Source organism: Hahella sp. CCB-MM4 (assembly GCF_002260525.1).
Classification (GTDB): domain Bacteria; phylum Pseudomonadota; class Gammaproteobacteria; order Pseudomonadales; family Oleiphilaceae; genus Hahella.
On record NZ_MRYI01000001.1, the window covers coordinates 747,430 to 768,965 of the forward strand.

Consider the following 21,536-nt stretch of genomic DNA (forward strand, 5'->3'; position numbering starts at 1 on the left):
GCACCTGATAATAGGTTACACGTTTGGAAAATTATTGATATTCCTCCTTTTGGGCATGGCGCACAGCTATTCTCTTTTAGTCGTGGCGCAGAGCGATCTTGAGAGTACTGCAGAAACTATCCTGCAAACTCGCTCCACAAATGCTCAAACCGATCAATAAATTCCCTGATCAACTTCTGGTCATCCGTGATCACGATGTTTTCCTGATTGCGGGTTGTGGCACTTCGTGTCCAGTTGAAGCTTCCATTGATCAGAAACATACGGTCCACAACACAGAACTTGTGATGCATGTGATCCGGCGTCTGATCAAGTCTTACCGGAACTTTATGCCGCTGAAGCATGGCGATATCACTGCCGATATCTTCTCTCTTGTCATCATCGGTGATGACTCTCACAGCAACACCTCTTTCATGGGCATTTAGAACGGCGTCCGCAATGTCATTGTCGGAAATGGTAAACACACAGATATCGATCTGGCGCCTGGCATTGTTGAGATGCTGAATAATCTGCCTGCGGCAGTCCTCTCCGGGGCTGAACCAGGCAGAGCTGGACGATTGTCGTGCCACCAGCGTGGAATCAAAAAGTTTGACACAACGTTCCAGCCAGCGCAGATGATCCATGGCGGCATCCGGCGTATCTTCCAGCCTGGCCCTGGCATGGTCAAACAAGCGGTTACGCAGATAGCTGATGTCTTCATTGGGAAGATCTTCCAGGGCTGCGCGAAGATCTCTTGATTCTTCTTTACTCAGATGATCATCAGCGACATAGTCAATTAACTGCTGTTCCAGTTGCCTGGTTGTGGGGAGCATGAAGGGTCCTTTTTTGAGGATTCATTCAGATTTATCTCGACTGTTTCTTCGGCGGGTTGAGGCTAAACTCATAGCCTTTCCAGTCAGGATTATGAAAGCGGCTGAAGCTGACAATGGGAAACTGATCCCAGTCCCTGCTTCTCAAAATGCGAAATGCATCAGTGTTTGGTTGAATAATATCGAAAAGGGACTGTTTGAGCACCTGTTGTTTGGCCATCGCATCATAGCCGTGGGAATAGTCATAAGCCAAAAGCAGTGCCCAACCTCCTGCGGTAAAATGTCCGGCCCCCAATGCACTGATGACTCCCTCATCAAGGTACTTCAATACTTTCTCGGAGCTGTTAACGGTCCCGATAAACACATCTTTTCCCGGCTCAAGCCCGTACTCATCCAGTGCAATAATCGTCCCGAACGCCATATGGTCGTTGGCCGTCCAGATACCATCAATATCCGTCGAGCGCTTTAACAATGCCCTCGCCAGGTCTGTGGCCTTCAGTTCGTTCCATTCACCGTAGACAACATTAACCAGATCGATGTCGGGGTGTTCATTGACATAGTCACGCATCCCCGCTTCCCGTAACGTGGAGGCAGGCGTGACGGTATCCCCGGAGATGGCAAACCATTTAAAACGCTTCTGATCAGGTTTGGCTTTTTGCATGACCTGATGCATCTGGCGGGCCGTGTGGTAGCCGACCCAGTGATTATCCGGGACCAGAGAGCCCAGCCAATGAGAAAACTGTTCGCGGGGACTACCATATATCTGCTTCTGGGCACGGGTTAAATCGCTGAGAATCATGATCGTGGGAATTTTTCTGGCAGCGGTGAGTTCGAGCAAGCGGGGCCCGGTATTCGCCTCGTTCACCAGGATAATGAAATCCGTTGGTTGTTTTGAGCGGCCGATTCTCTCGCCCATTTCCAATGTACGGAAAACATCCCGGTTGCCGTGCAATATGGTCAGGTCAATGTTCAACTGCCGGGCCGCAGCCTGCATGAAATTGTCCACATCCCCCCAAAAGGACTCGTTGAGCCAGCCCGGGTTCAAGAAGGTCACTTTGATCGGTTCGTGGTGTGCCGCCACCGGTAGGGCCACCCACAGAGTGAGCCATAACATGCATATCTGCAGAATTCTTTGTTTCACGCCTTTGGAAGCTCTCATGTGACTGCCGCTTATCGGCTCAAGGCCTATCTTATTATTACAGCTTATATTATGCAGATATCCACTTCTCCTACCCTGTGATTCCCCAAAATCAAAAAAGCGCTATGCCGGATTTGGCATAGCGCCGATGATAGATCTGAATATAAAGCTGTTTCTACCCCGGACTAACTACCAGCTACAACTTGCATCCGGCTCATAATATGCGCCACTGATACCAACATAGTCGGACAACGCATTATCGTAGGAGTCGTTTCCACAGACATTCGATTGTGGATAGGCCATCATTTTGACGGCTGCATTGCCGTTGTCAAAAAAGACGTTGCTGTAGACATCATTTTCCACGCCGTACTGATACCCGTTTACCATATGCCCGCCGATTCGAATTCCGGCGCCGTTATTGGCAAAACTGATATTGTTACGCAGGATATTCCGGTCACCTTGAATATTAAATCCTCCGGAGTTGGGATCTCGCTGACCGGTGCAAATATTATTTTCCACCAGGTTGTACTCAGAGCCGTCTTTAATATCCACGCATTCATTGCCATTCGTGAGAAAGCTATTGTCGTGAATCCAGTTATGATGACTATGGTCTGGATCAGAGGTCAGATTCTTACCATTGCCCCATTGCCCCGGGGCAGTGCCCACATAGATGGCCTCACCATTTTTGGTTCCGTCATTGAACTGAAAATCCAGAACGCCACAGTTATAGAAGGTGTTTCCAAAAATCTCCGCTTCCGAAACAAAGTAGCGAATTCTCACACACTCTCCCCCGGCATTACGCAATCTCATGGCCCTTATCGCCACGCCTTTGGGTCCGGACATCGGTTCAATTCCCTGCACCCAGATCAAGGTTCCACGGTAGCTTTCCGGTGACGCTTCATCCGCATACTTGCCATCAATCGTAAATCCGCGCAGATGGATATAGCTATGATGGATTTCGATGATGTGAGCATCGAATGCGCCATGCAGTTCGGCCTCTTTAGAACCGTAGATCAGGATCGGCCGGTCAGCTTCACCGTCCCTGACAGTTCTCACATCCTGGTAATAATGGCCGTCATGAAGAAATATTCGCTCCCCCGGTTGAGCCAGTTCAAGCGCTGCATTAATGGTTCTTAAAGGTGCGCTGTCAGTACCGGGATTGGCATCATCACCGGTGGGAGAAACATGGTAGATATGTAGGTTTGGATACTGGAAGTCTTCATATGACTGATCAAAAAAAGCCAATACTGAAGCAGACTGAAAATAACTAAATACCAACGCTAGAAATATAGATAAAGTTCTCAATTTCACGTCCCTCAAAATATCACCGTCACAAAGTGGAAACCGGATATCCGGGATTCTGAAAAGGCAGGTACTACTGCGTTCTTTCTCCTGTTCTCAGAAATCCATTGGCCGCAAGATTAGAGAAATCCCCTCCTGGCATGGGTTATTAATCGTACAAAATATGTACAAATCTATGGCAGGCTGTTCGCTTTCTTAACCCATTGTTAACCCCCTCCGGATTATGCTGGTGACCGAATCTGGAAGGAGTACAACCAATGGGCCGCAGGGGTCGTTTAGATTTGAATAGGGGTCGCTTACATTTGATATGCCTGGCATTTGCCGGACTGACGCTGACCGGCTGTGCCGGTTTGACGACCACAGACCGTAGCAATTCCGCCGCTGAGGCACAGCAGGCAATAACCGCTTGGGAATACGATCAGGTGGATGCGACCAACGTCGCTCAACTGGATGATCTGGTCGGAATTCCAGAGCTGGATGAGTTGTTGTCAAATGCCTTTGAAAACAATCCCGGGCTTCGTCAGACGGCGCTCGCGCTGGCAATCACCCGGCGGCAATATGACGCAACTTCCGGTAGCCAATTACCTTCCCTGACAGCCACCCTGAGCGATACCCGCCAGGACAGTCCGGAGGATGTATTCAGTGCCGGACTCAGCGTTAGTTGGGAGCTGGATCTGTGGCGCAAGCTGGCGGACAACACCGAGGCAGCCGCCATGGATATTGCCGCTTCAGAAGCCACACTTCAGTCCGCCAGAGACTCACTCGCAGCAAGCCTGATGCGTTCCTGGTTGCAGATTTCCCAGTACCAACAGTTGTTAACCATCGAAACCGATCGTTTGAAAACGTTGGAACGCAATCAGCAGTTGGTAACCCAGCGTTACCGGAGCGGCCTTGGTGATCTGGAGGAATTGGACAATGCCCGCACCAGCAGCGCCTCAACCCGCGCCACGATTGCTGATTACGAGGAGAAGCTGGCGCAGAGCGTTCGTAACCTAAAGCAACAACTGGGAATTCTTTCTGCTGATTCTGTGAACGATGTCACTTCCGTGATTGATTCCCTGTTATCGTCGACCTCCACAGCGTTTCCCGAGGTACTGCAACCATTGTCTGCAATACCCGAACAGGATTTAGCCCGCCGTCCCGATCTCCAGGAAGCTTATGCCAACATCCTGGCGGCCCAATATCGCTCAAAAGTGGCATACAAAGACCTGCTTCCCAGCATTACGCTGACCGGTTCACTGACCAATTCCGGTAACTCCCTCAATGATGTTCTGACCGGAAGCCCGGCCTGGAATCTGCTTGGACAGTTAACAGCTCCACTCTTTCAGGGTGGCCAGCTCCGGGCAGCAGCAGATATCGCTGAATTGAAGGCTGAACAGGCCTTTTGGGGCTACCAGGAAACCCTGATTTCCGCCGTCAAGGAAGTGAATGACACACTGGGGCAAGAGCAATCATTGGAGCGCCAGCAGCAACATATCAGGGAAGCCCTGAAAAACGCACAGCGAAGCGCTGATCATTATCAGTCCAAATATCGCCAGGGGTTGGTGGATATTCTCGATCTTCTTTCCGTACAGCAACAGACGTTTGATCTTCAGGCGCAACTGATCCAAATCACATACAACCGACTAGCCAACCGCGTCGATCTCGGGCTGGCTCTGGGCCTTGGGGTAACTTCATGAAATCGTCCACCGCAACACTGATCGTCACAGCCATTGCCGTCATAACCATTCCTGCTGCGGTTGCTTTCAACAGTACTCGAATGGAAGAGACCACATCCAACCCGGTTGAGCAATCATTGGTTCAACATCCCCAGGTCGGCGTGATACAAGTCACTACAGATTCCTATCAGGCCAGCGTCAAAGGTTATGGAGAAGCTAAGCCTCAATATCAGCTATCCCTGACGGCTGAAGTCAGCGGCCAAATAACCTCTATGGCAGACAGCTTTGCAACAGGCATGCAGATTAAACAAGGTGAAGAGATCGTCAAGCTCGACACTGCAGGTTATGAACAGGCGGTGGCCAGCGCGGAAGCGACACTGGCAGATGCCAGACTGGCTCTTCTGGAAGAAGACAGACAAGGAGAACAGGCCCGACTCGAATGGCAGGAATCTGGCCTGAACGGTGAGCCGGAATCTCCCCTGGTTCTTCGGCAGCCCCAGCGTGAAGCAGCTGAAGCAAATGTGAACCTGGCGCAGAAACAGCTGAAAGTCGCCCAAAGAGACCTGGAAAAAACCAGCATCAAAGTGCCATTCGATGCCATTGTGGTCAGTCGGGATGTGCAACCGGGCAGCTATGTCCAGACAGGTAATCAGATCGGAATGTTTTACAGCACCGACAGGATTGAAATACAGATTCCCTTGTCTGCCGCACAATGGATCAAGCTTCCGGAGTTTTCTTCCGGATCCGCTTCCGGCTGGCCGGTCACCCTGATCAGTACCGATGGAAAAGCCAGCTGGCAAGGTAGCGTTAGCAGAGTTCAACAGCATATCTCCAGCAATGACCGTCAGCGCTCTTTGATTGTCTCGGTGGAGAACCCCTTGCAGCAGACTCCGGCCCTGTTCCCAGGAACATTCGTGGAAGCACAGATTAACGGACGCAAGATGGATAATCTGTGGCGGATCCCCGCATCAGCCATTACCCAGGAAAATACGATCTGGTATGTGGACACCCGCAATCAGCTGCAGAAGTTTCCAGCTGAGGTGCAGTTTTCCGAAGGCAACTTCCGATATGTCAAACCAGCATTGACTCTGCAGCAGGCGGATATTGTAGTTCGCCCCCTGAATACCTACCTTACAGGTATGGTCGTTGAGCCTAAGAACGAGGGCTGAGTAGATGCAAAACTACGATCGCGGAATTATTCAATGGTTCGCCACCAACCCGGTGGCAGCCAATCTATTACTGATCACCACTATTGTACTGGGCCTGCTGTCCCTCAGTGACCTGCGCAAGGAAGCATTCCCCAGCATGGAGCCGGATTCCATTACGGTCTCCGTTTCCTATGATGGAGGTGACGCAAAGCAAGCCGAAGAAGGTATTGCCCTGAAGGTGGAAGAAGCCCTGGAGACAGTTTCAGGTATCAAGCGGATCACCTCCACATCCAACTCCAACGGCAGCACCATCAGTATCGAAAAGACCAGCGACTGGGATCTCGATGACCTGTTAAACGACGTCAAAACCCAGGTAGATGCGGTCAATAATTTTCCAACCGACGCAGACAAGCCGGTAATCGAAAAAGCCCGGCGTCAGGACCACGCCATTTGGGTGCATCTCTACGGAGATACTGATAGAAGCACTCTGCAAACACTAGCTGACCGTCTGAAAGCAGATCTGCTGGCCAAATCAGCGATCAGTGATCTGTCTGTATCCGGCAAGGCAGATCCCCTGATGTCAATCGAGATTGACGAGGCGCGTCTGCAGGCTTATGGCCTGACCATCAGCGACATCGCCGGGGTTATCAACAACGAATCATCCTCTGCACTGACTACCAGCCTGCGCAACAGTAACAAAACAGTTCGATTGAAGGCATCCGAACAGGCTTCCTCCACCCGGGAGTTTGCGGATATTCCGTTAATGACCACCGAAGACGGAGCTGTCATCCGATTGGGAGACATTGCATCAGTCACCGATGGGTTTGAAGACGATACCTTCGTACTCTCACGCTATAACCAACAAAATGCCATCGGCATCCAGATATTGATGGATGAACAGGGAGACGTCACCAATATCGTGGAACAGGCACAGCAAGTGGTGGACAACTGGAAGACCAGCGGTTCTCTGCCGGCCAACGTCAGCCTGGAAACCTGGTACGATAAAAGCACCCTGATCAAGGACCGGCTGTCCCTGTTAACGAAAAACGCGCTGACGGGCATTGCCATGGTATTCATCGTGCTAGCCCTGTTTCTCAACCTCAGGGTGGCTTTCTGGGTTGCCGCAGGATTGCCTTTTGTGTTTTTCGGCACTCTGTATTTCATGACGGATAATTTCACCGGCCTGACCATCAACGAAATGACCACCTTCGGCTTTATCATGGCCTTGGGAATTGTGGTAGATGACGCGGTCGTTGTGGGGGAAAGTGTCTATGCCACACGCAAGGCTGAGGGTGACACCCTGAACAATACCGTCAAGGGCACGATGAAGGTGGCCGTTCCCACCATCTTTGGTGTATTAACCACCGTGGCGGCATTCATGTCGTTGTCCAATGTGTCGGGCAATCTGGGGAAAATCTACGCCCAGTTTGCCACTATCGTCACGATCTGCCTGCTGCTTTCAGTGGTGGAATCAAAACTCATTCTGCCTGCCCATCTGGCTCACCTGAATACTCACCGGGGGACTCCCGGCCGTGGCGTGAAACACTGGTGGAGTCATGTGCAGCACGCAGCCGATTCAGGGCTTCAGTGGTTCAATCATCAGTGCTATCGGCCTTTGATAAAACAGACACTGCGTTTTCGTTACGCCGTCGTTCCACTGTTTCTGGCCCTGGCGATATTGGTGGTGGGCCTGCCCTTGAGCGGAAGTGTCCGTATTTCCTTCTTTCCGGGTATCAGCGGTGATGTGGTGACTGCCAGAATCGCCATGGAGCCGGACGCCAGTTTCGGGCAGACGGATAAAGCCCTCTTGCAGTTAGAGCAACAGGCGCTGCTTACCGATCAAACGCTGCAAAGGAAATCAGGAGAAGACGTTTCTGAAGCCGCTCAAAGTGCCATCAAGAGTCTTCAGGTTGTTGCAGAGAGCGATCTGTCCGGCACTGTCAGGGTGGAACTTGAAGACAATGCCCCCTATTCCATTGCCGATTTCGGCAGACAATGGGAGCAATTGAGCGGAAAACCGGAAGGTGTCAGAAAGCTCAAAATCATGTCTACCATGGCAATGGTCGATAATCTGAGAGTTGAACTCAAAGCCTGGAATGAAGATTCCGTCATCGCCGCCGGCAAGCAGCTGAGAAGTGCCCTTGAACAGGTTTCTGGTGTCAGCGGTATCGATGACAACCTGAGTTCAGGTCAGCCCCAATACCGGTTTCAACTGACCGAACAGGGACGCGCCCTGGGACTGGATACCGCCACGCTGTCGCGGCAGTTGTTACAGGCTTTTGGCGGAGAAAGCGTACAGCGCTTCCAGCGCGACAAGGATGAAGTCACTGTACGTGTGCGTTACCCCGAAACCCAGCGCCAGACCTATGCGGATATCGAACAGGCCAGCATTCGCACCAGCAGCGGTCAGGTGGTTCCTCTGAGCTCAGTCGCCACGGTTATTCAGGAGTATCAGCAAAAGGAGATCACGCGGATTGACGGCTTGCGGGCCGTGACCATCAGCGCCTCTGTGGATAAAGACCGGGTATCGTCCAATGAACTGGTCGGCCAGTTACAGACTGATCTGGTGCCACAATTACTGCGGCAATATCCCGATTTGAGTATTCACTTCGGAGGCGAAGCAGAGCAACAGGCGGAGACCACCAGCTCCATGACCAGTATGTTCGTCATTACACTGCTGGTGATTTATGCGTTGCTGGCAATCCCCTTGAAGTCCTATATTCAACCGGTCATGATCATGACAGCCATACCTTTCGGTATTGTCGGGGCGATTCTCGGACACTGGCTCAATGATCTGACGATCAGCATACTGTCCCTTAACGGTGTGCTGGCATTGAGCGGCGTCGTGGTCAATGACAGCCTGCTGCTGGTATCCAGTTTCAACAACCTTGTCAGAAAACGGGAAATCGAAGAGGAGTCATTTGATATTCAGGATCTCATTATCAACGCCTGTACCGGACGCCTGAGGGCTGTATTGCTGACCTCCTTCACCACATTTGCAGGTCTGGCTCCGTTATTGGGAGAAACCTCCATGCAGGCCCAGTTCCTGATTCCGGCTGCCGCCTCATTGGGTTATGGCATCCTGTTCGCCACCTTGATTACACTGATACTGATACCGGTGTTGTTGATGATCAGAGAAGACATGAGCAGGGTAACCCAGCGTCTGTTCGCCAAACGCAAAGCAACCCAAGAAGAGATGATCAGCCCATGCTGACAGACACCCCTTTGGATATCCTCCTGGTAGAGGACGACCTGGATCTGGCCTCCACCATCGTGGATTATCTGGAACTGGAGTCAATCGCCTGTGACCATGCCGCGAATGGCGTGGCCGGCCTGACGCTGATCAGAGACAACCGATACCAGGCGGTCATTCTGGACATCAACCTGCCCAGAATGAACGGTCTCTCCGTGTGTGAAACCATGCGTTCCGAAGGTATCGATACCCCGGTCATCATGCTGACCGCCCGGGATAGCCTGGACGACAAACTGGAGGGCTTTGGCTCGGGCGCCGATGACTATCTGGTCAAACCCTTTGCCATGGAGGAACTGGTGGTCAGGGTGCGTACACTCGCCAAACGCCGCAGCGGACAGATCAACCGCATACGAATCGAAGATCTGGAAGTCGACCTCCAGCAGCGGCAAGCCTGGCGTGCGGGGGGGCTACTGAAACTGTCACCCATCGCCTTCAAGATCCTGGAAGTACTGGTCAGATCCAGCCCCAACCCGGTCAGTCGGGAACAGTTGCTGCAATCGGTCTGGGGAGAGGATCCCCCCGACAGCAACAGCCTGAAAGTTCATATGCATCATTTGCGCAAGCAGGTGGACAGCCACCGGTCCTGCGGCCTGATTCACACCATCAGTAGCGTTGGCTTTGTATTGAAACCCTCGACTGAACAACCAAAATCCTCTGACTAAACAACAAAAAGAAAGTGTAAGTATCCATGAAAATCAGACTGAGTCTGCGCCTATATATCCTCGGAACCCTGCTGTTCCTGGTTACCAGCCTCGCCGCACTGTACTCGGTGTTGACGGTTCAGTATTTCATCGAAGGTCTGGATGCGATTACCCAGCGGACCATGGTGGAGGTCGCCAACAGTGCCGAGCTCGATGAGAGTGGTCAGGCGAAAATGTTGACGTTCCATATTGCCAAGCGTTTTGAGGACCTGCCGATAGAGATCAGGCAGAACATTCCCTCTCCTCCTCAGGAGCCTTTTGAGTTCACGAAAAACATACTTCAGGAATCAATGTTTTCCCGACCCAACGCAGCTTACTTTCTGATGCTGGTGGAAACCACCGACGGTGATCTCAGGTATGTTTCCAGGGCCATTTCCCGTGAGATGCAACAGATCATGCCACCGCCCACGCGGATAAGTCCGATCACCGGATCAATACTGGTGGCGATCTCCGTTATCCTGGTGTTTATCCTGCTGTTATTGCTGATCATGCGGTCAGTCGCCAATCCGGTAGAAAGTCTGCGTGACTGGGCCCGCACTCTGAATCCTGACAAACTTCGCCAACCGGCACCGGACTTTCGATACAGCGAATTGAATACACTGGCGGAGATCGTACGCGGGAGTCTTCTATCCGTGCAGCAGGCTCTGGAACGGGAGCATGACTTTTTACGCCACGCCAGCCACGAACTTCGAACCCCCATTGCCACCGTACGAAGCAACATCGAACTGTTGAAGAAGCTCAATGCCACGCCATCCGCAAATGAGGGCAAAGTGTCTGAAAAAGAAGGTAAAGTGATTGAGCGTATTGAGCGCGCCAGCGCCACCATGAGTCACTTGACCGAAACGCTGTTGTGGCTGAGCCGCGATACTGAAGGACCGCTACCAGAGGAACCTGTACAACTGGATGCCCTGGTTGAACAGATCAGTCATGATCTGGCTTACCTGCTGCAGGGAAAATCCGTTTTTGTGCACACTCAAACCTCTTCAACGGTACTGCCACTACCCCGGGTGGCTGCCCAGATTGTACTTGCCAATCTGGTTCGAAATGCCTTTCAACACACCCAGGCAGGTGAAGTCTGGATTGATCAGAAAGGAAACCAGGTAACCATCGTTAATCGTAACCAGTCCGCTGAGCTCGATGAAGCCAACGAACTTGGATTCGGACTGGGCCTTGATCTGACACGCAAGCTGGCCGAACGCTTTAACTGGCATTACAAAAACCAGGCCACCCCATATGGACATGAGGTGGAACTCAGGTTCGCTTCCGCCTAGCGTTCCATCTGATGCAACGCCGAATGAAACGTTCTCCGATTAGCCTTCACCGCCTTCTACGCGGATTTCCACCCGGCGGTTAAGAGGCTTTTTGGAAGGATCAGAGACATCATCATAGGCAGGGCGGGATTCTCCATAACCCAGTGCTTGCATCCGGTCCCGTTCGATACCCTGTTGCTGGAACGTGCTCTGGACACTAAGCGCCCGTTGTTCAGAAAGACGCTGGTTGAACGATGCACTACCGTCAGTATCCGTGTGGCCTTCAATGTATACCAGAGTGTTTGGAGACTGTTTGATGACATCGGCGACTTCATTCAACGTGTTGACCGAACCACGGGATATCTGCGCACTACCTGATTCGAAATTCACCGCATTGCTATCCATGGTGACACAGTATGCCTGCTTGGAAGGATCGTTTGCCACGCACTCATGGGCTTCGACGTTTTCAATCTGCTGCATCTCTTCCAACTGGTTGCGCAGATAGATATAGGTGACGGCCCCAGCCACAACGGCTGCACCAATACACTCCTTGTCCGTTCCTCCGAAGGCCTTGCACAGGGCTCCTGCCGCCACCCCAGTGCCCACCGCCGATGCGCCGGGATTCTCCGTCATGGTTTGACAACCGCTCAATACCACCAGGGTGGAAGCAATAAACACAGATTTCAATTTGAGCGCAGGTTTCTTCAGCATCTCGTTACTCCTTGTTACACCGTTTTTGAAGGTCTGGCTTTGGAGCCTGTCAGTCTCATATTTTTCCCGGAGCATTTATTCCTGCATTGTTGCCCCGGTACTTGTATCCCTTAATCCCGGTACTAAACGTCCCGGGATCAGGGTATCCGGATGACGTGAGGTTTTTCTTCAAAATAATAAAAGCATGCCTCACCCCGGCTGGTGACAGCCCCACCTGTCATATAAGTATATTCCTGCTTACCAAAACTGCCGCGGATTTCATAACAACTTGAAGTAGCGCACAGACTCCGATAAGGATCAGAAGCACCAATTTTCCGAATGGCATTGGGCTGAACCGTAAACCGCCCCAACTTCAGTGTGAAGTTACTTCCGGTATTACCCGTATCTATATAGACTCTCCCGGTCAGCGCTGCAGCTCGACTTGGCATAGGTTTACATTCAACCCACACCTGCTCGGCTTCTTTCGCCCGCCGTTCTTGCTCCAGCTTGGCGCGTTGTTCCTGTTCCAGTTTGGCACGCTTTTCCTGTTCCAGCCTGGCAAGCCGTTCTTGCTCCAACTTTGCACGCTTTTCCTGCTCCAGTTTGGCAAGCCGTTCTTGCTCCAACTTCGCGCGCTTTTCCTGTTCCAACTTGGCGAGTCGTTCCTGTTCAATCTTTTCAAGCCGTGCACGCTCTTCACGAGCGGCGATCTCCTGATGAACCTGCTCTAGCCAGGTTTTGACTTGCCCGATGTAGGCCCCATCGGGAAATCCATCGATATATGCCTGCAGATCTTCCACCTGACGACCTTTGGCTGCTCGATCATATGCCTGCTGTTCTTCGCGGCTAATGGCCCGCTCCATCACAAAGTGCTTACGCACTTCCTGATCCACAACGCGAACAGAAGCGTCAATCGTTTTGTACCCCTGCAAACTGATGTGAAGCTTATATTCACCAGCCGGGAGCTTGATACCGGAAGTATAGTCCTGCTGACCTCCGGAAATGGAGATAGACGCATTTGGCGGCTCTGTTGTCACATACAGAGGATAGCTGAGCTTCGATTCGGGCACCGATGTTCCCGTACCTGACTTTCCATTTTCCAGATTGCCGTTTTCCAGCGCTCCGTTTTCCAAATTGCCGCCTTCCAGCTTGCCGCTTGCATCTGTCATTCCTAGGTTCTGCGCCCACAGCGGTAGAATCTCCGGCTTGAAGACTACAATCCCCGCAATGGAAGCGGCGACCACAGCCAAAAATAGAACCATGCCGATCAGTACCGGCGATCGTTTTGGTGGATCTTTTGGTCGGGGACCGGTTCCGGTGGAGAGACGGGCCAGTGTTGCGGCCTGGTCAGAGCCGGCCAGCTGGGTTGCCTCCGGGTCATTAGAGGGCATGGCCCGGGTGGCATCAGGTCCTGCTTTCTTTGTCTGTTCCTGTGATTTTTTTGCCAGGAGTTGATCTTTTGCGGTCGGCGCTTTCCATCCTTCCCCGGCCTGCAGCATATTGGTCCATTCATCAAGAGTCTGGGGACGGTCACCAGGAGTCACCGCCAGAGCCTTATCGATGGCTTCAAGGAATGCCGGACTACCCTGCTGCCGGGCAATGTCTGTTAATGGCCTGAGTTGATCATCCACCACCCGGTCTGAGGCATCCTCCGGCTTGATCTGGGTGAGGCAGAAATAGGCAACGGCGCCAAGCGCATAGATATCAGACCAGGGACCCACCTTCGCCTTGCTGCTGTATTGCTCGATAGGTGCGTAACCAGGGGTAATGATGGTGGTAATGGAGCGGCTCTTAGCGCCCAGTGCCTGACGGGCTGCACCGAAATCAATCAGAACCGGCTTGCCGTTGTCACGAATGAGGATATTTTCAGGCTTGATATCCCGATGCAGTATCTCTGCCTTATGAACATCCACCAGGCCTTCCAGGATCGGAAGCAGAATCGGCATCAACTGGCTCTGGTCAAGCTTGCCCGATTCCCGGATGGACTTACGAAGTGTCAGCCCCTCGATATACTCCATGACGATGTAGGCTGTACCATTCATGTCAAAGTAGCGATAGACCTGCACAATATAGGGATTCTGGAACCTTGCCAGTGTCCGGGCTTCATTAATGAAGGCGTTCAATCCCCATTCGAATGCCTCCTTGGTGGACTCTGTACGGGGATGTACCGTTGCATCTGTAGAGCGGATTGCAAAATCAATCGGCAGGTACTCTTTGATGGCCACCTGTTTTTCCAGGTTTTCATCAAACGCCAGGTAGGTCAGGCCAAAGCCACCTTCTCCCAACAGCTTCTCTATCCGGTACTCAGCTATCCTGGTACCGCTGGTCAGGAAATGATTACCTTGCTCTGTCACACAAAAACCCCCGTGACAATCAACAGTAAAAGAACAATTGCAACGACTACCACCCACAACCACATTTTTCGCTGACCGGAGTGTCTCATGAGAAAGCGGGCAAGTTCCCCTCCTTCACCCTTGAGACTTTCCCCTGCCTTTAGACGTCCTTCTCCCTCTAGATTCGAGACATTCCGGCGATAACCCGGTGAGAGAGTGTTCCACGCCGGGGTGGATACTTTTATCAGGATAGCACTGGCATTGTCCTGCTCGGGGAAGTCTCGAGCCGTTATCTGCCTCATCAACTCACTCAGGGCCTGTTGGCAACTATGCGATGCAGTCGTCATCAGTACATCGCGGATGCCCTCGACAGACATTGTTTCCACTCCGTCGCTGGCAAGTATCAGCTGATCGTCTGATTGCAGCTCTACCGGTTGATCCGAAATGTCCATCAGTCGAATATCCGTTCCATTTACCGCTGAACGTAGGATATGCCGCTTGCCGTCAGTATCCGCAGCTGCCTGGGTCATCTGTCCCAGATCCACCATCTTTCTCAATACCGGTGTCATCGAGTGATCTTCATTCAACCTCGTCAACTGCCCATCCCGTAGCAACCAGAGTGGCGAATCACCAATGCTGATCCACCAGATCCGGTTCTCCTCCAGCCAGACGGCAACCAACGTGGACCCCATGCTTTTTAAGGCAGGCTGCATCTTTATTTCCCGGGCCAACGACTGGTTCGCTTCCTGAACGCCCTGAACAAATCGCTCTTTGGGCTCCCCCGAAGCACTCTGAAACCCCGCGCTGAACCTTTCACAAACGAGCCGGCTGGCAACCCCTCCTCCGGCATGCCCTCCCATTCCATCGCACAGAACATACAGGTGCCCACGGCGTCCTTCGCCAATCGGCAAATCCGACATGATCCGGTAACTGTCTTCCTGATAAGTTCTGGCTCCATCAATCTGAGCCACCGAGCATTCGATATTGTTCATAATCCGGGTCTTTAGCTAAGTCCCTGCAAACAGGGTCATACAAGAGCATAGTCCAGTTCTGGTTTAACCGGGTTCTTTCAGCCTTCTGGATATCTTCTATACTGTTTGAATGAGCCACCTCAATGGATGACTTAGGATAACGGACACCATGGCTGAATTGGATGAACGGACTGGCAGGCTGACGCTCAAACTGGTTTATTACGGACCAGCGATGAGTGGCAAAACCACCAACTTGGGAGCCTTGCACGAACTGGTCGCACCTGAGCTGAAAGGCGACATGATGGTGCTTGAGACCCGTAACGACCGAACACTCTTTTTCGATCTGTTTCCTTTGGGATTTGCAACCCCCAGTGGTTTACTGATCCAGCTGAAACTCTACACCGTTCCAGGCCAGGTTGAACACGACAGCACCCGTAAAGCCGTACTGTCACGGGCCGATGGTGTTGCATTTATCGCTGACTCCCAGAGCAACCAGAGCTATACCAACCTGGAATCCTTTGAAAACCTGGCTGCCAATGCCGGCCGTGTGGGGCTGGACTTTGACAAGCTACCGCTGGTGGTCCAATTTAATAAGCGAGACCTCTCCAATATATTGTCAGAGGAAGAAGTCAGGGAACGCTGGCATCACACGCCCTGGTGGCCTGTCATATTTGCGTCAGCCCTGCAAAATGAAGGAGTGCTGGAAACTCTGGAGCTGCTGTTGCGGCGGGTGTATCCCATTCTGAATAACGAGTTTTCCCTGGCGAATACACACCAACTGGACTTGGAGTCCTTTGTTTCAGGACTTCTGGGTCGATAGTCGACATGGAGTGCGCAAGAAAATGACGGATCCGGACTATAAGACTGCCTCGGATAAGGAAGGGCTTGGCGAGCCTTTGCCGGATATTGATCCCGAGTTTTCCCTCAGCGACCTGCTGAGCACCAAGGATGTCGAACGCCTGGAAGACCGGATGTCCATCCTACTTGGCACCAACACCGAAATTGTCGATGCCGAAGCCCTCCAGTCCGATCAAGACAGATCCTATCCTGTCAGGTACCAAATCTGCCCGGTTGCCTATCTGGTGACGGAAGCACCACCAGCATCAGCCAAAGCGGCCACCGACATATTGGAGTCCGTACTGTATCAGGCATCACGATATCGTCTGGCTGCAGTCGCTCATCACGCGATAGTGCTGCAGGATTTTGATGAATTACAGACCAAGCATGAGCGATTGCTGGAATCCGAAGCCAAATACCGGGATCTGGCCATCCAACTTGAGCAACGGGTGAAGGATCAGGTTGATCAGATAGAACTTCGACAACGCCAGGTCTACGAAGCAGAAAAGCTGAGCGCACTGGCTCAACTCGGTGCCGGTGTCGCCCATGAAATCAATAATCCCCTGGGTTTTATCCAATCAAACATGAATACCGGGAAAACCTATATCCAGGACATCATGGATGCACTGGCGTCATTGCGGCAAGGCGAGACCATGGCAAAGGTCGTGGAATCCTTTGATCTGGATTTCGTTCTGGACGATTTGCAAACGCTGATGACGGAAACGATCGACGGTGTCGTCCGGGTCAGTCGTATCGTGAAGGACTTGAAAGGATTCGTCAGCGCAGGAACCAGCACTCGACAGCCCATTATGATGAATGAGGTCCTGGATAGCATCTGCAACCTGTCTCACCCCTTACTCCACGAAGATATCAGGATCACCCGGGACTTTGGCAAGGTATCCCCACTGATGGCGGATAAAGCCGCTCTCTGCCAGGCCTTATATGCCATATTCCTGAATGCTATTCAGGCTATCGAGAAGGAAGGATCCATCCTCATCAAATGTTATGAGGATAGCCAGACCATTTTTATCAGAATTGAAGATTCCGGAAGCGGAATGGATAACGCCACCCTGGCCAAAATCTATGAACCATTTTACACCACCAAACCGGTAGGCACCGGCACCGGCCTGGGTCTTACGGTTTGTCGCGACATTGTCCGTGCTCACCAGGGAGAAATCCGGGTCACCAGTTCACCGGGTGAAGGAACACAGGTTCGCATCAGCCTGCCGGTCACGAACTAGCAACCGCGCCTGTAGCCCTCCTATTACAGGGCTGTCACCGGTGCCATTCGATGCTTGTACGGTTAAACGTTTAAAGTTTTTTGTATGGTTAAAAGAGCAACTACACCAGGTGCATTATGTCTCGCTTCGCATCATTGTTTATCAACCAGCAGGATATAGAACCGTCCCAAGAGCCGGACAAGGGTCCTGCCGGATATAACATCCTTTTAGTCGACGACGATAAGGCTGTACTGAACGCGCTCACCCGGGTCTTTCGCAAAGAGAGCTACCAAATCCAGGCAGTGGAGAATGCAGCACAGGCCCTGGAAGTCATTTCCCAGCAGCGTATCCACCTGATGATTTCCGATTATATGATGCCCGGAATGAGCGGTGCTGAGTTGCTGCGCAAGGTCAAGGAAGAATCTCCTGACACCATCCGCATCATGCTCACCGGGCATGCAGATACCACCGCCGTTATGTCGGCGATCAATGACGGTGCCGTCTACAGGTTCATACTGAAACCCTGGAACGACGATGACCTGCGTGTCACTGTCGCCCTGGCTCTGGAACAGTACGACCTGATCCAGAAGAACAAAAAGCTGGAAAAAACCACTGCCCAACAACAGAAAGATCTGCAGACATTTTCCAAGCTCGCACAACAGAATCGCAGCCAGCTGGCCCTGATGCTCCACAAGCACAATCTCCTTAACAAACAACAGGTACAGCAGATTTTCAAACTGCAGCAGTCACGAAAACAGCCGGTCATCAAGTTATTGCTGGAGAAACAATGGATTGATGAAAAGAAGCTTCTCAGCCTGTTGAAGAAGGAAATGTTTTTTGAAGAGATCTCCCTCAACGAATTCCAGGTTGACCCGGCCGTGTTGTCGCTTATTCCAAAATCATTCTGCCAGAAGCAACTCATCATACCGCTTAGGGTGACCGGCAAGAGACTGTTACTTGCCATGGCTGACCCATTGAATGTAGAGCTTATTGACGAGCTTGGATTTACCACTGCACTGGAAATTGACCCGGTCATCAGTACCGTCACCGATCTGGAGAGAAAACTCGGAGAGCTTTACGGAGAAGAGGAAGCTTCAATCAAAGATCTGGAAAGCATCGTCTCCGGTGTCGATCCGTTCGAAGGGATTGAAGTGGTTATCGAAGACGAAGACGATGAATCGCTGGAAGATCTCCTCAGCGAGACAGAGCAACCCCCTGCTGTCAGGTTGGTCAACGCCATTATTGTCGAAGCCCTCAGGCTCGGAGCCAGCGATATCCACATTCAGCCGCGCACCAACCAGGTAGTGGTGCGCTATCGTATTGATGGTGTATTGGAAGATAAAATCCGTATACCTCACAGCATGAATATGTCGCTGGTGTCCAGAATCAAAGTCATGTCCGAACTTGATATCAGTGAGCGCCGAAGACCCCAGGACGGCAGAATTACCGTTAAAACCCCCTTGCGGGTGGTCGACTTGAGAATATCCACACTCCCTACCTTGAATGGGGAAAAAATCGTTATGAGGGTGCTGGAACGAAACTCCTCCGTTAAAAACCTGGGGAGCCTGGGTCTTTGTGAACTCAATGCCAAGCGTCTGGAAGCGTCCATTAACAAGCCCCAGGGGATCATTCTGGCGACCGGCCCCACTGGTAGCGGCAAGAGCACCACGCTGTATGCGTTGTTACAACACAATGCCACCACAGAAAAGAATTACGTCACCATCGAAGATCCGGTGGAATTCTATCTGGATATGGCCGGGCAGGTGTCAGTGCGGGAGAAAATCGGGCTGAGCTTCGCTTCTGTGCTGCGCGCGATCTTACGACAGGATCCGGACATTATCTTGCTGGGCGAAATACGGGATTTTGAAACGGCAGAGGTTTCCCTGCATGCTGCTTTGACCGGACACCTAGTGTTTTCCACCTTACACACCAATTCATCCGTCGGCACCATTGCCCGGCTACTTGATCTTGGCATCAAGCCCTTTGTCGTCGCCCAAGCGATGGAATGTATTATCGCCCAGCGGCTGGTGCGTAGAATCTGTGAGTACTGCCGGGAGGAAGCAACACCCAATGAAGAGGAAACCTTTCTTCTGGGCCCCCTATTCAACGACCCAGACCTAAAAACCTACCGGGGTCGGGGCTGCCCTAAATGCAATCACGGATACAAGGGTCGTATTGGGATTTATGAAGTACTGACGTTTACGGAAGAGCTTCGTCACCATATTGCTGCGGGAGCGTCCAGTAAGGAACTGCAGGAAATTGCGGTATCCAATGGGCTGAAACCCTTGATCGAAGACGCCAAAGAAAGAGTTCAAAGCGGACTGACGACGACCTATGAAATACTCCGGGTATTGGGTACCCAAATCGAGATTTGAATTTCTTCCTGCATCCGGAAGTCATTGAATGGCGCGGGCCACCATGATGGCCCGCGTTCTAATTGTTTGATTAGAAGTCACCAATGGTGAGGACACCTGCAGAAGCAGTGACAACGTTATTGGCACCACCTTCCCATTGAATCACGTTTGTAGGATCAGACTCATTGCGAATGATGCACTTCCATTCCGAGGAGGAACCGCTGGTCAGAGAGATAGTACCAGTCCAGGTTGGATAGGCGGTTGGATCCAGTTTCACGGCATTGGCAGCATTCCAGTTCCCTAAGGTGGCATTGTTGCCCACGACATACACGCTGTCTCCCATGTTCGTCACACCGTTACTGCACTGGAAATTCACCGCAACAGTGGTGCCACCGGTGCCACCCTGCTTCCAGATGCGAATCTGCCCGCTGTCTTCATTCATCACCTGACTCCAACTACCGGATTCCACAGACGATGGGTCGCTCAAATTCGAGTCCAGAGCAAACAACACTTTGCCATTTTCACCTGTGGTCGTTCCAACCAGTCCACTGGGACCAGAGTGGAAGCTGATCGGCGAGTAGGCCTTGATTCCGGCTTCCTTACGAATCTGAATCAGACTGCTGATAAACGATTCCAAGCCCCAGTCGTACATATGAGACCAGTAAACCACAGGAGTTCCCGGGCTGGTCAGGATATAGGCATATGCCATCTTGCGTTTCCAATCCGGTAATGCCCAGTGATGCTGTCCATCCAACGGGCCGGGTGAATATCCAGTATCATGGTTATCCACAAAGGTTACCGCCACTTCACGCCAGGCAGCATCCGGGTTACCGTTCAATCCATAACGCCAGTCTGAAATAGAACCATTCTGCAGACGTTCCTTAAGCGCGAAATCAAAGACTGAACAATGGGACGTATCAGCAAAGTCCTTGATAATTTCCTGCCAACTGGCCGAGCTGCGCCAATCCGAGGCGGGATATTCTCCAGGAGATTTCCACAGCTCTCCGACGCAATACCCGCTATCAAGCGCGCTTCCCACCCAGGCATCGATCCGGGCGGGATCATAGCCACGAACAAAGTCAAAACGGAAACCAGCAGCGTTGTAGTTGTTTTTCAGGTTACTCAGTTCGTTCAGGAACAGGTTATATACGGTACTGTCGGCGGTATTGAAGTCCGAATCCCCGCTGATGAAAGGATCACCATCATCACAGGATCCGCAATCTGAACGATAATGTCCCTGATTTGAATCCAGATCCAGCTCATCCCCCCAATGGCCACGGTTATGGTGATTGGGCACGATGTCATAGATAACCTTCACCCCTTGCGCAGTGAGAGCGGCCGCGGCGGACTGCAACTGGCCGTTATTGCCATATCGACTGTCTTTGTTGAAGTCTGTCCAGAAATAGCCTTCTCCCCCGAAGGTTACCCCCGAACCGGCATCGTATGATGACTGGTCCCGCCAGGCCGGTGGTAACCAGATAGAAGTGAAACCATCCGCGGCGATATCCGCCGCTTTACTTTGCAATACGTTGTACCAGTTATATTCAGCGGTTCTTACCACGTTCCAATGGAACCCCTGCAGAATGATTTCATCGCCCCCGTGGAAACGTACCCCCTCTGCAGTCTTGCCTGACACATCTGCGGCAGCATAGGGTGTCATTGCAATACATGAGGAAACAAAGGAAATGGCTACTACGGCGGCCCTTAATGGTTGTTTGGCAGGCATATCGGCATGCTCCTATAGTGTTTTATTTTTGTTTTCAGGTTTTGGCCATGAGACAGTCATTCTCCAAACGATCTCATCACTTGATCCGATACTAGTTGGGACGATGGAGGCCGAGCCACCCTCCCTGGGGGGTATTTTAAGGGGGATAT

General features: G+C 51.9%; 15 protein-coding genes. 8 read left to right on the forward strand and 7 right to left on the reverse strand.

What is annotated here, in order from left to right; translation table 11 throughout:
- Positions 1 to 116: 116 nt before the first annotated feature.
- The 3 genes from BTA51_RS03315 to BTA51_RS03325 form a co-directional block, all read right to left on the reverse strand.
- The gene (locus BTA51_RS03315) at positions 117 to 809 is read right to left on the reverse strand and encodes a phospholipase D-like domain-containing protein (protein WP_094705957.1); all 693 of its coding nucleotides are present in this window, start codon (positions 807 to 809) and stop codon (positions 117 to 119) included.
- Between the two features lie 31 nt (positions 810 to 840).
- Entirely contained in the window at positions 841 to 1,965 is a 1,125-nt protein-coding gene (locus tag BTA51_RS03320; RefSeq protein WP_094705958.1) for an ABC transporter substrate-binding protein, read from the reverse strand.
- 168 nt (positions 1,966 to 2,133) lie between these two features.
- Complete coding sequence (locus BTA51_RS03325; protein ID WP_094706054.1) at positions 2,134 to 3,249, reverse strand: DUF1565 domain-containing protein; 1,116 nt, start codon at positions 3,247 to 3,249, stop codon at positions 2,134 to 2,136.
- 278 nt (positions 3,250 to 3,527) lie between these two features.
- Between BTA51_RS03325 and BTA51_RS03330 the strand changes: the two genes are divergently transcribed.
- Genes BTA51_RS03330 through BTA51_RS03350 form a run of 5 tightly spaced genes read left to right on the forward strand, consistent with a single transcriptional unit; the run spans position 3,528 to position 11,277 of the window.
- On the forward strand, positions 3,528 to 4,925 hold the full coding sequence (locus BTA51_RS03330) for an efflux transporter outer membrane subunit (RefSeq protein WP_246840899.1): 1,398 nt from the start codon (positions 3,528 to 3,530) through the stop codon (positions 4,923 to 4,925).
- Positions 4,922 to 6,073 carry an efflux RND transporter periplasmic adaptor subunit gene (locus BTA51_RS03335; protein ID WP_094705960.1) on the forward strand — a complete coding sequence of 384 codons (1,152 nt, stop codon included), beginning with the start codon at positions 4,922 to 4,924 and terminating at the stop codon, positions 6,071 to 6,073. Before BTA51_RS03330 ends, BTA51_RS03335 begins: the two co-directional genes overlap by 4 nt.
- Before the next feature lie 4 nt (positions 6,074 to 6,077).
- The gene (locus tag BTA51_RS03340; RefSeq protein ID WP_094705961.1) at positions 6,078 to 9,266 is read left to right on the forward strand and encodes an efflux RND transporter permease subunit; all 3,189 of its coding nucleotides are present in this window, start codon (positions 6,078 to 6,080) and stop codon (positions 9,264 to 9,266) included.
- Entirely contained in the window at positions 9,260 to 9,967 is a 708-nt protein-coding gene (locus tag BTA51_RS03345) for a response regulator transcription factor (RefSeq protein WP_094705962.1), read from the forward strand. The genes BTA51_RS03340 and BTA51_RS03345 overlap by 7 nt, the downstream gene beginning before the upstream one ends.
- A 26-nt stretch (positions 9,968 to 9,993) precedes the next feature.
- Complete coding sequence (locus BTA51_RS03350) at positions 9,994 to 11,277, forward strand: HAMP domain-containing sensor histidine kinase (protein ID WP_094705963.1); 1,284 nt, start codon at positions 9,994 to 9,996, stop codon at positions 11,275 to 11,277.
- Between the two features lie 39 nt (positions 11,278 to 11,316).
- Here the strand turns inward: BTA51_RS03350 and BTA51_RS03355 are convergent, their stop codons facing one another.
- The 3 genes from BTA51_RS03355 to BTA51_RS03365 all read right to left on the reverse strand — a co-directional run bounded on the left by BTA51_RS03355 (position 11,317) and on the right by BTA51_RS03365 (position 15,271).
- The gene (locus BTA51_RS03355; RefSeq protein WP_168188035.1) at positions 11,317 to 11,967 is read right to left on the reverse strand and encodes an OmpA family protein; all 651 of its coding nucleotides are present in this window, start codon (positions 11,965 to 11,967) and stop codon (positions 11,317 to 11,319) included.
- Between the two features lie 137 nt (positions 11,968 to 12,104).
- Positions 12,105 to 14,300 (reverse strand): protein kinase, encoded by a 2,196-nt coding sequence (locus BTA51_RS03360; RefSeq protein ID WP_168188036.1) that lies wholly within the window; start codon positions 14,298 to 14,300, stop codon positions 12,105 to 12,107.
- Positions 14,297 to 15,271 carry a PP2C family serine/threonine-protein phosphatase gene (locus BTA51_RS03365; RefSeq protein WP_094705966.1) on the reverse strand — a complete coding sequence of 325 codons (975 nt, stop codon included), beginning with the start codon at positions 15,269 to 15,271 and terminating at the stop codon, positions 14,297 to 14,299. Before BTA51_RS03365 ends, BTA51_RS03360 begins: the two co-directional genes overlap by 4 nt.
- Before the next feature lie 148 nt (positions 15,272 to 15,419).
- On the opposite strand from BTA51_RS03365, the gene BTA51_RS03370 reads away from it, so the two are divergent.
- From BTA51_RS03370 to BTA51_RS03380, 3 genes are all read left to right on the forward strand, one after another.
- Entirely contained in the window at positions 15,420 to 16,070 is a 651-nt protein-coding gene (locus BTA51_RS03370; RefSeq protein WP_094705967.1) for an ATP/GTP-binding protein, read from the forward strand.
- Positions 16,045 to 17,328, forward strand: coding sequence for a sensor histidine kinase (locus BTA51_RS03375; protein WP_246840900.1), 1,284 nt, complete (start codon positions 16,045 to 16,047; stop codon positions 17,326 to 17,328). The genes BTA51_RS03370 and BTA51_RS03375 overlap by 26 nt, the downstream gene beginning before the upstream one ends.
- 116 nt (positions 17,329 to 17,444) lie before the next feature.
- Positions 17,445 to 19,682, forward strand: a complete 2,238-nt coding sequence (locus BTA51_RS03380; protein ID WP_094705969.1) for an ATPase, T2SS/T4P/T4SS family — start codon at positions 17,445 to 17,447, stop codon at positions 19,680 to 19,682.
- 70 nt (positions 19,683 to 19,752) lie between these two features.
- Here BTA51_RS03380 and BTA51_RS03385 read toward each other — a convergent pair whose 3' ends face one another.
- Positions 19,753 to 21,387, reverse strand: coding sequence for a glucan 1,4-alpha-maltotetraohydrolase domain-containing protein (locus BTA51_RS03385; RefSeq protein ID WP_210404749.1), 1,635 nt, complete (start codon positions 21,385 to 21,387; stop codon positions 19,753 to 19,755).
- Between the last annotated feature and the right edge of the window lie 149 nt (positions 21,388 to 21,536).

Bases quoted from the DNA above. Each gene is read 5' to 3' on its own strand.
- BTA51_RS03315 (WP_094705957.1), bottom strand. From the start codon at position 809: ATGCTCCCCACAACCAGGCAACTGGAACAGCAGTTAATTGACTATGTC.
- BTA51_RS03320 (WP_094705958.1), bottom strand. From the start codon at position 1,965: ATGAGAGCTTCCAAAGGCGTGAAACAAAGAATTCTGCAGATATGCATG.
- BTA51_RS03335 (WP_094705960.1), top strand. From the start codon at position 4,922: ATGAAATCGTCCACCGCAACACTGATCGTCACAGCCATTGCCGTCATA.
- BTA51_RS03340 (WP_094705961.1), top strand. From the start codon at position 6,078: ATGCAAAACTACGATCGCGGAATTATTCAATGGTTCGCCACCAACCCG.
- BTA51_RS03345 (WP_094705962.1), top strand. From the start codon at position 9,260: ATGCTGACAGACACCCCTTTGGATATCCTCCTGGTAGAGGACGACCTG.
- BTA51_RS03350 (WP_094705963.1), top strand. From the start codon at position 9,994: ATGAAAATCAGACTGAGTCTGCGCCTATATATCCTCGGAACCCTGCTG.
- BTA51_RS03355 (WP_168188035.1), bottom strand. From the start codon at position 11,967: ATGCTGAAGAAACCTGCGCTCAAATTGAAATCTGTGTTTATTGCTTCC.
- BTA51_RS03365 (WP_094705966.1), bottom strand. From the start codon at position 15,271: ATGAACAATATCGAATGCTCGGTGGCTCAGATTGATGGAGCCAGAACT.
- BTA51_RS03370 (WP_094705967.1), top strand. From the start codon at position 15,420: ATGGCTGAATTGGATGAACGGACTGGCAGGCTGACGCTCAAACTGGTT.
- BTA51_RS03380 (WP_094705969.1), top strand. From the start codon at position 17,445: ATGTCTCGCTTCGCATCATTGTTTATCAACCAGCAGGATATAGAACCG.
- BTA51_RS03385 (WP_210404749.1), bottom strand. From the start codon at position 21,387: ATGCCTGCCAAACAACCATTAAGGGCCGCCGTAGTAGCCATTTCCTTT.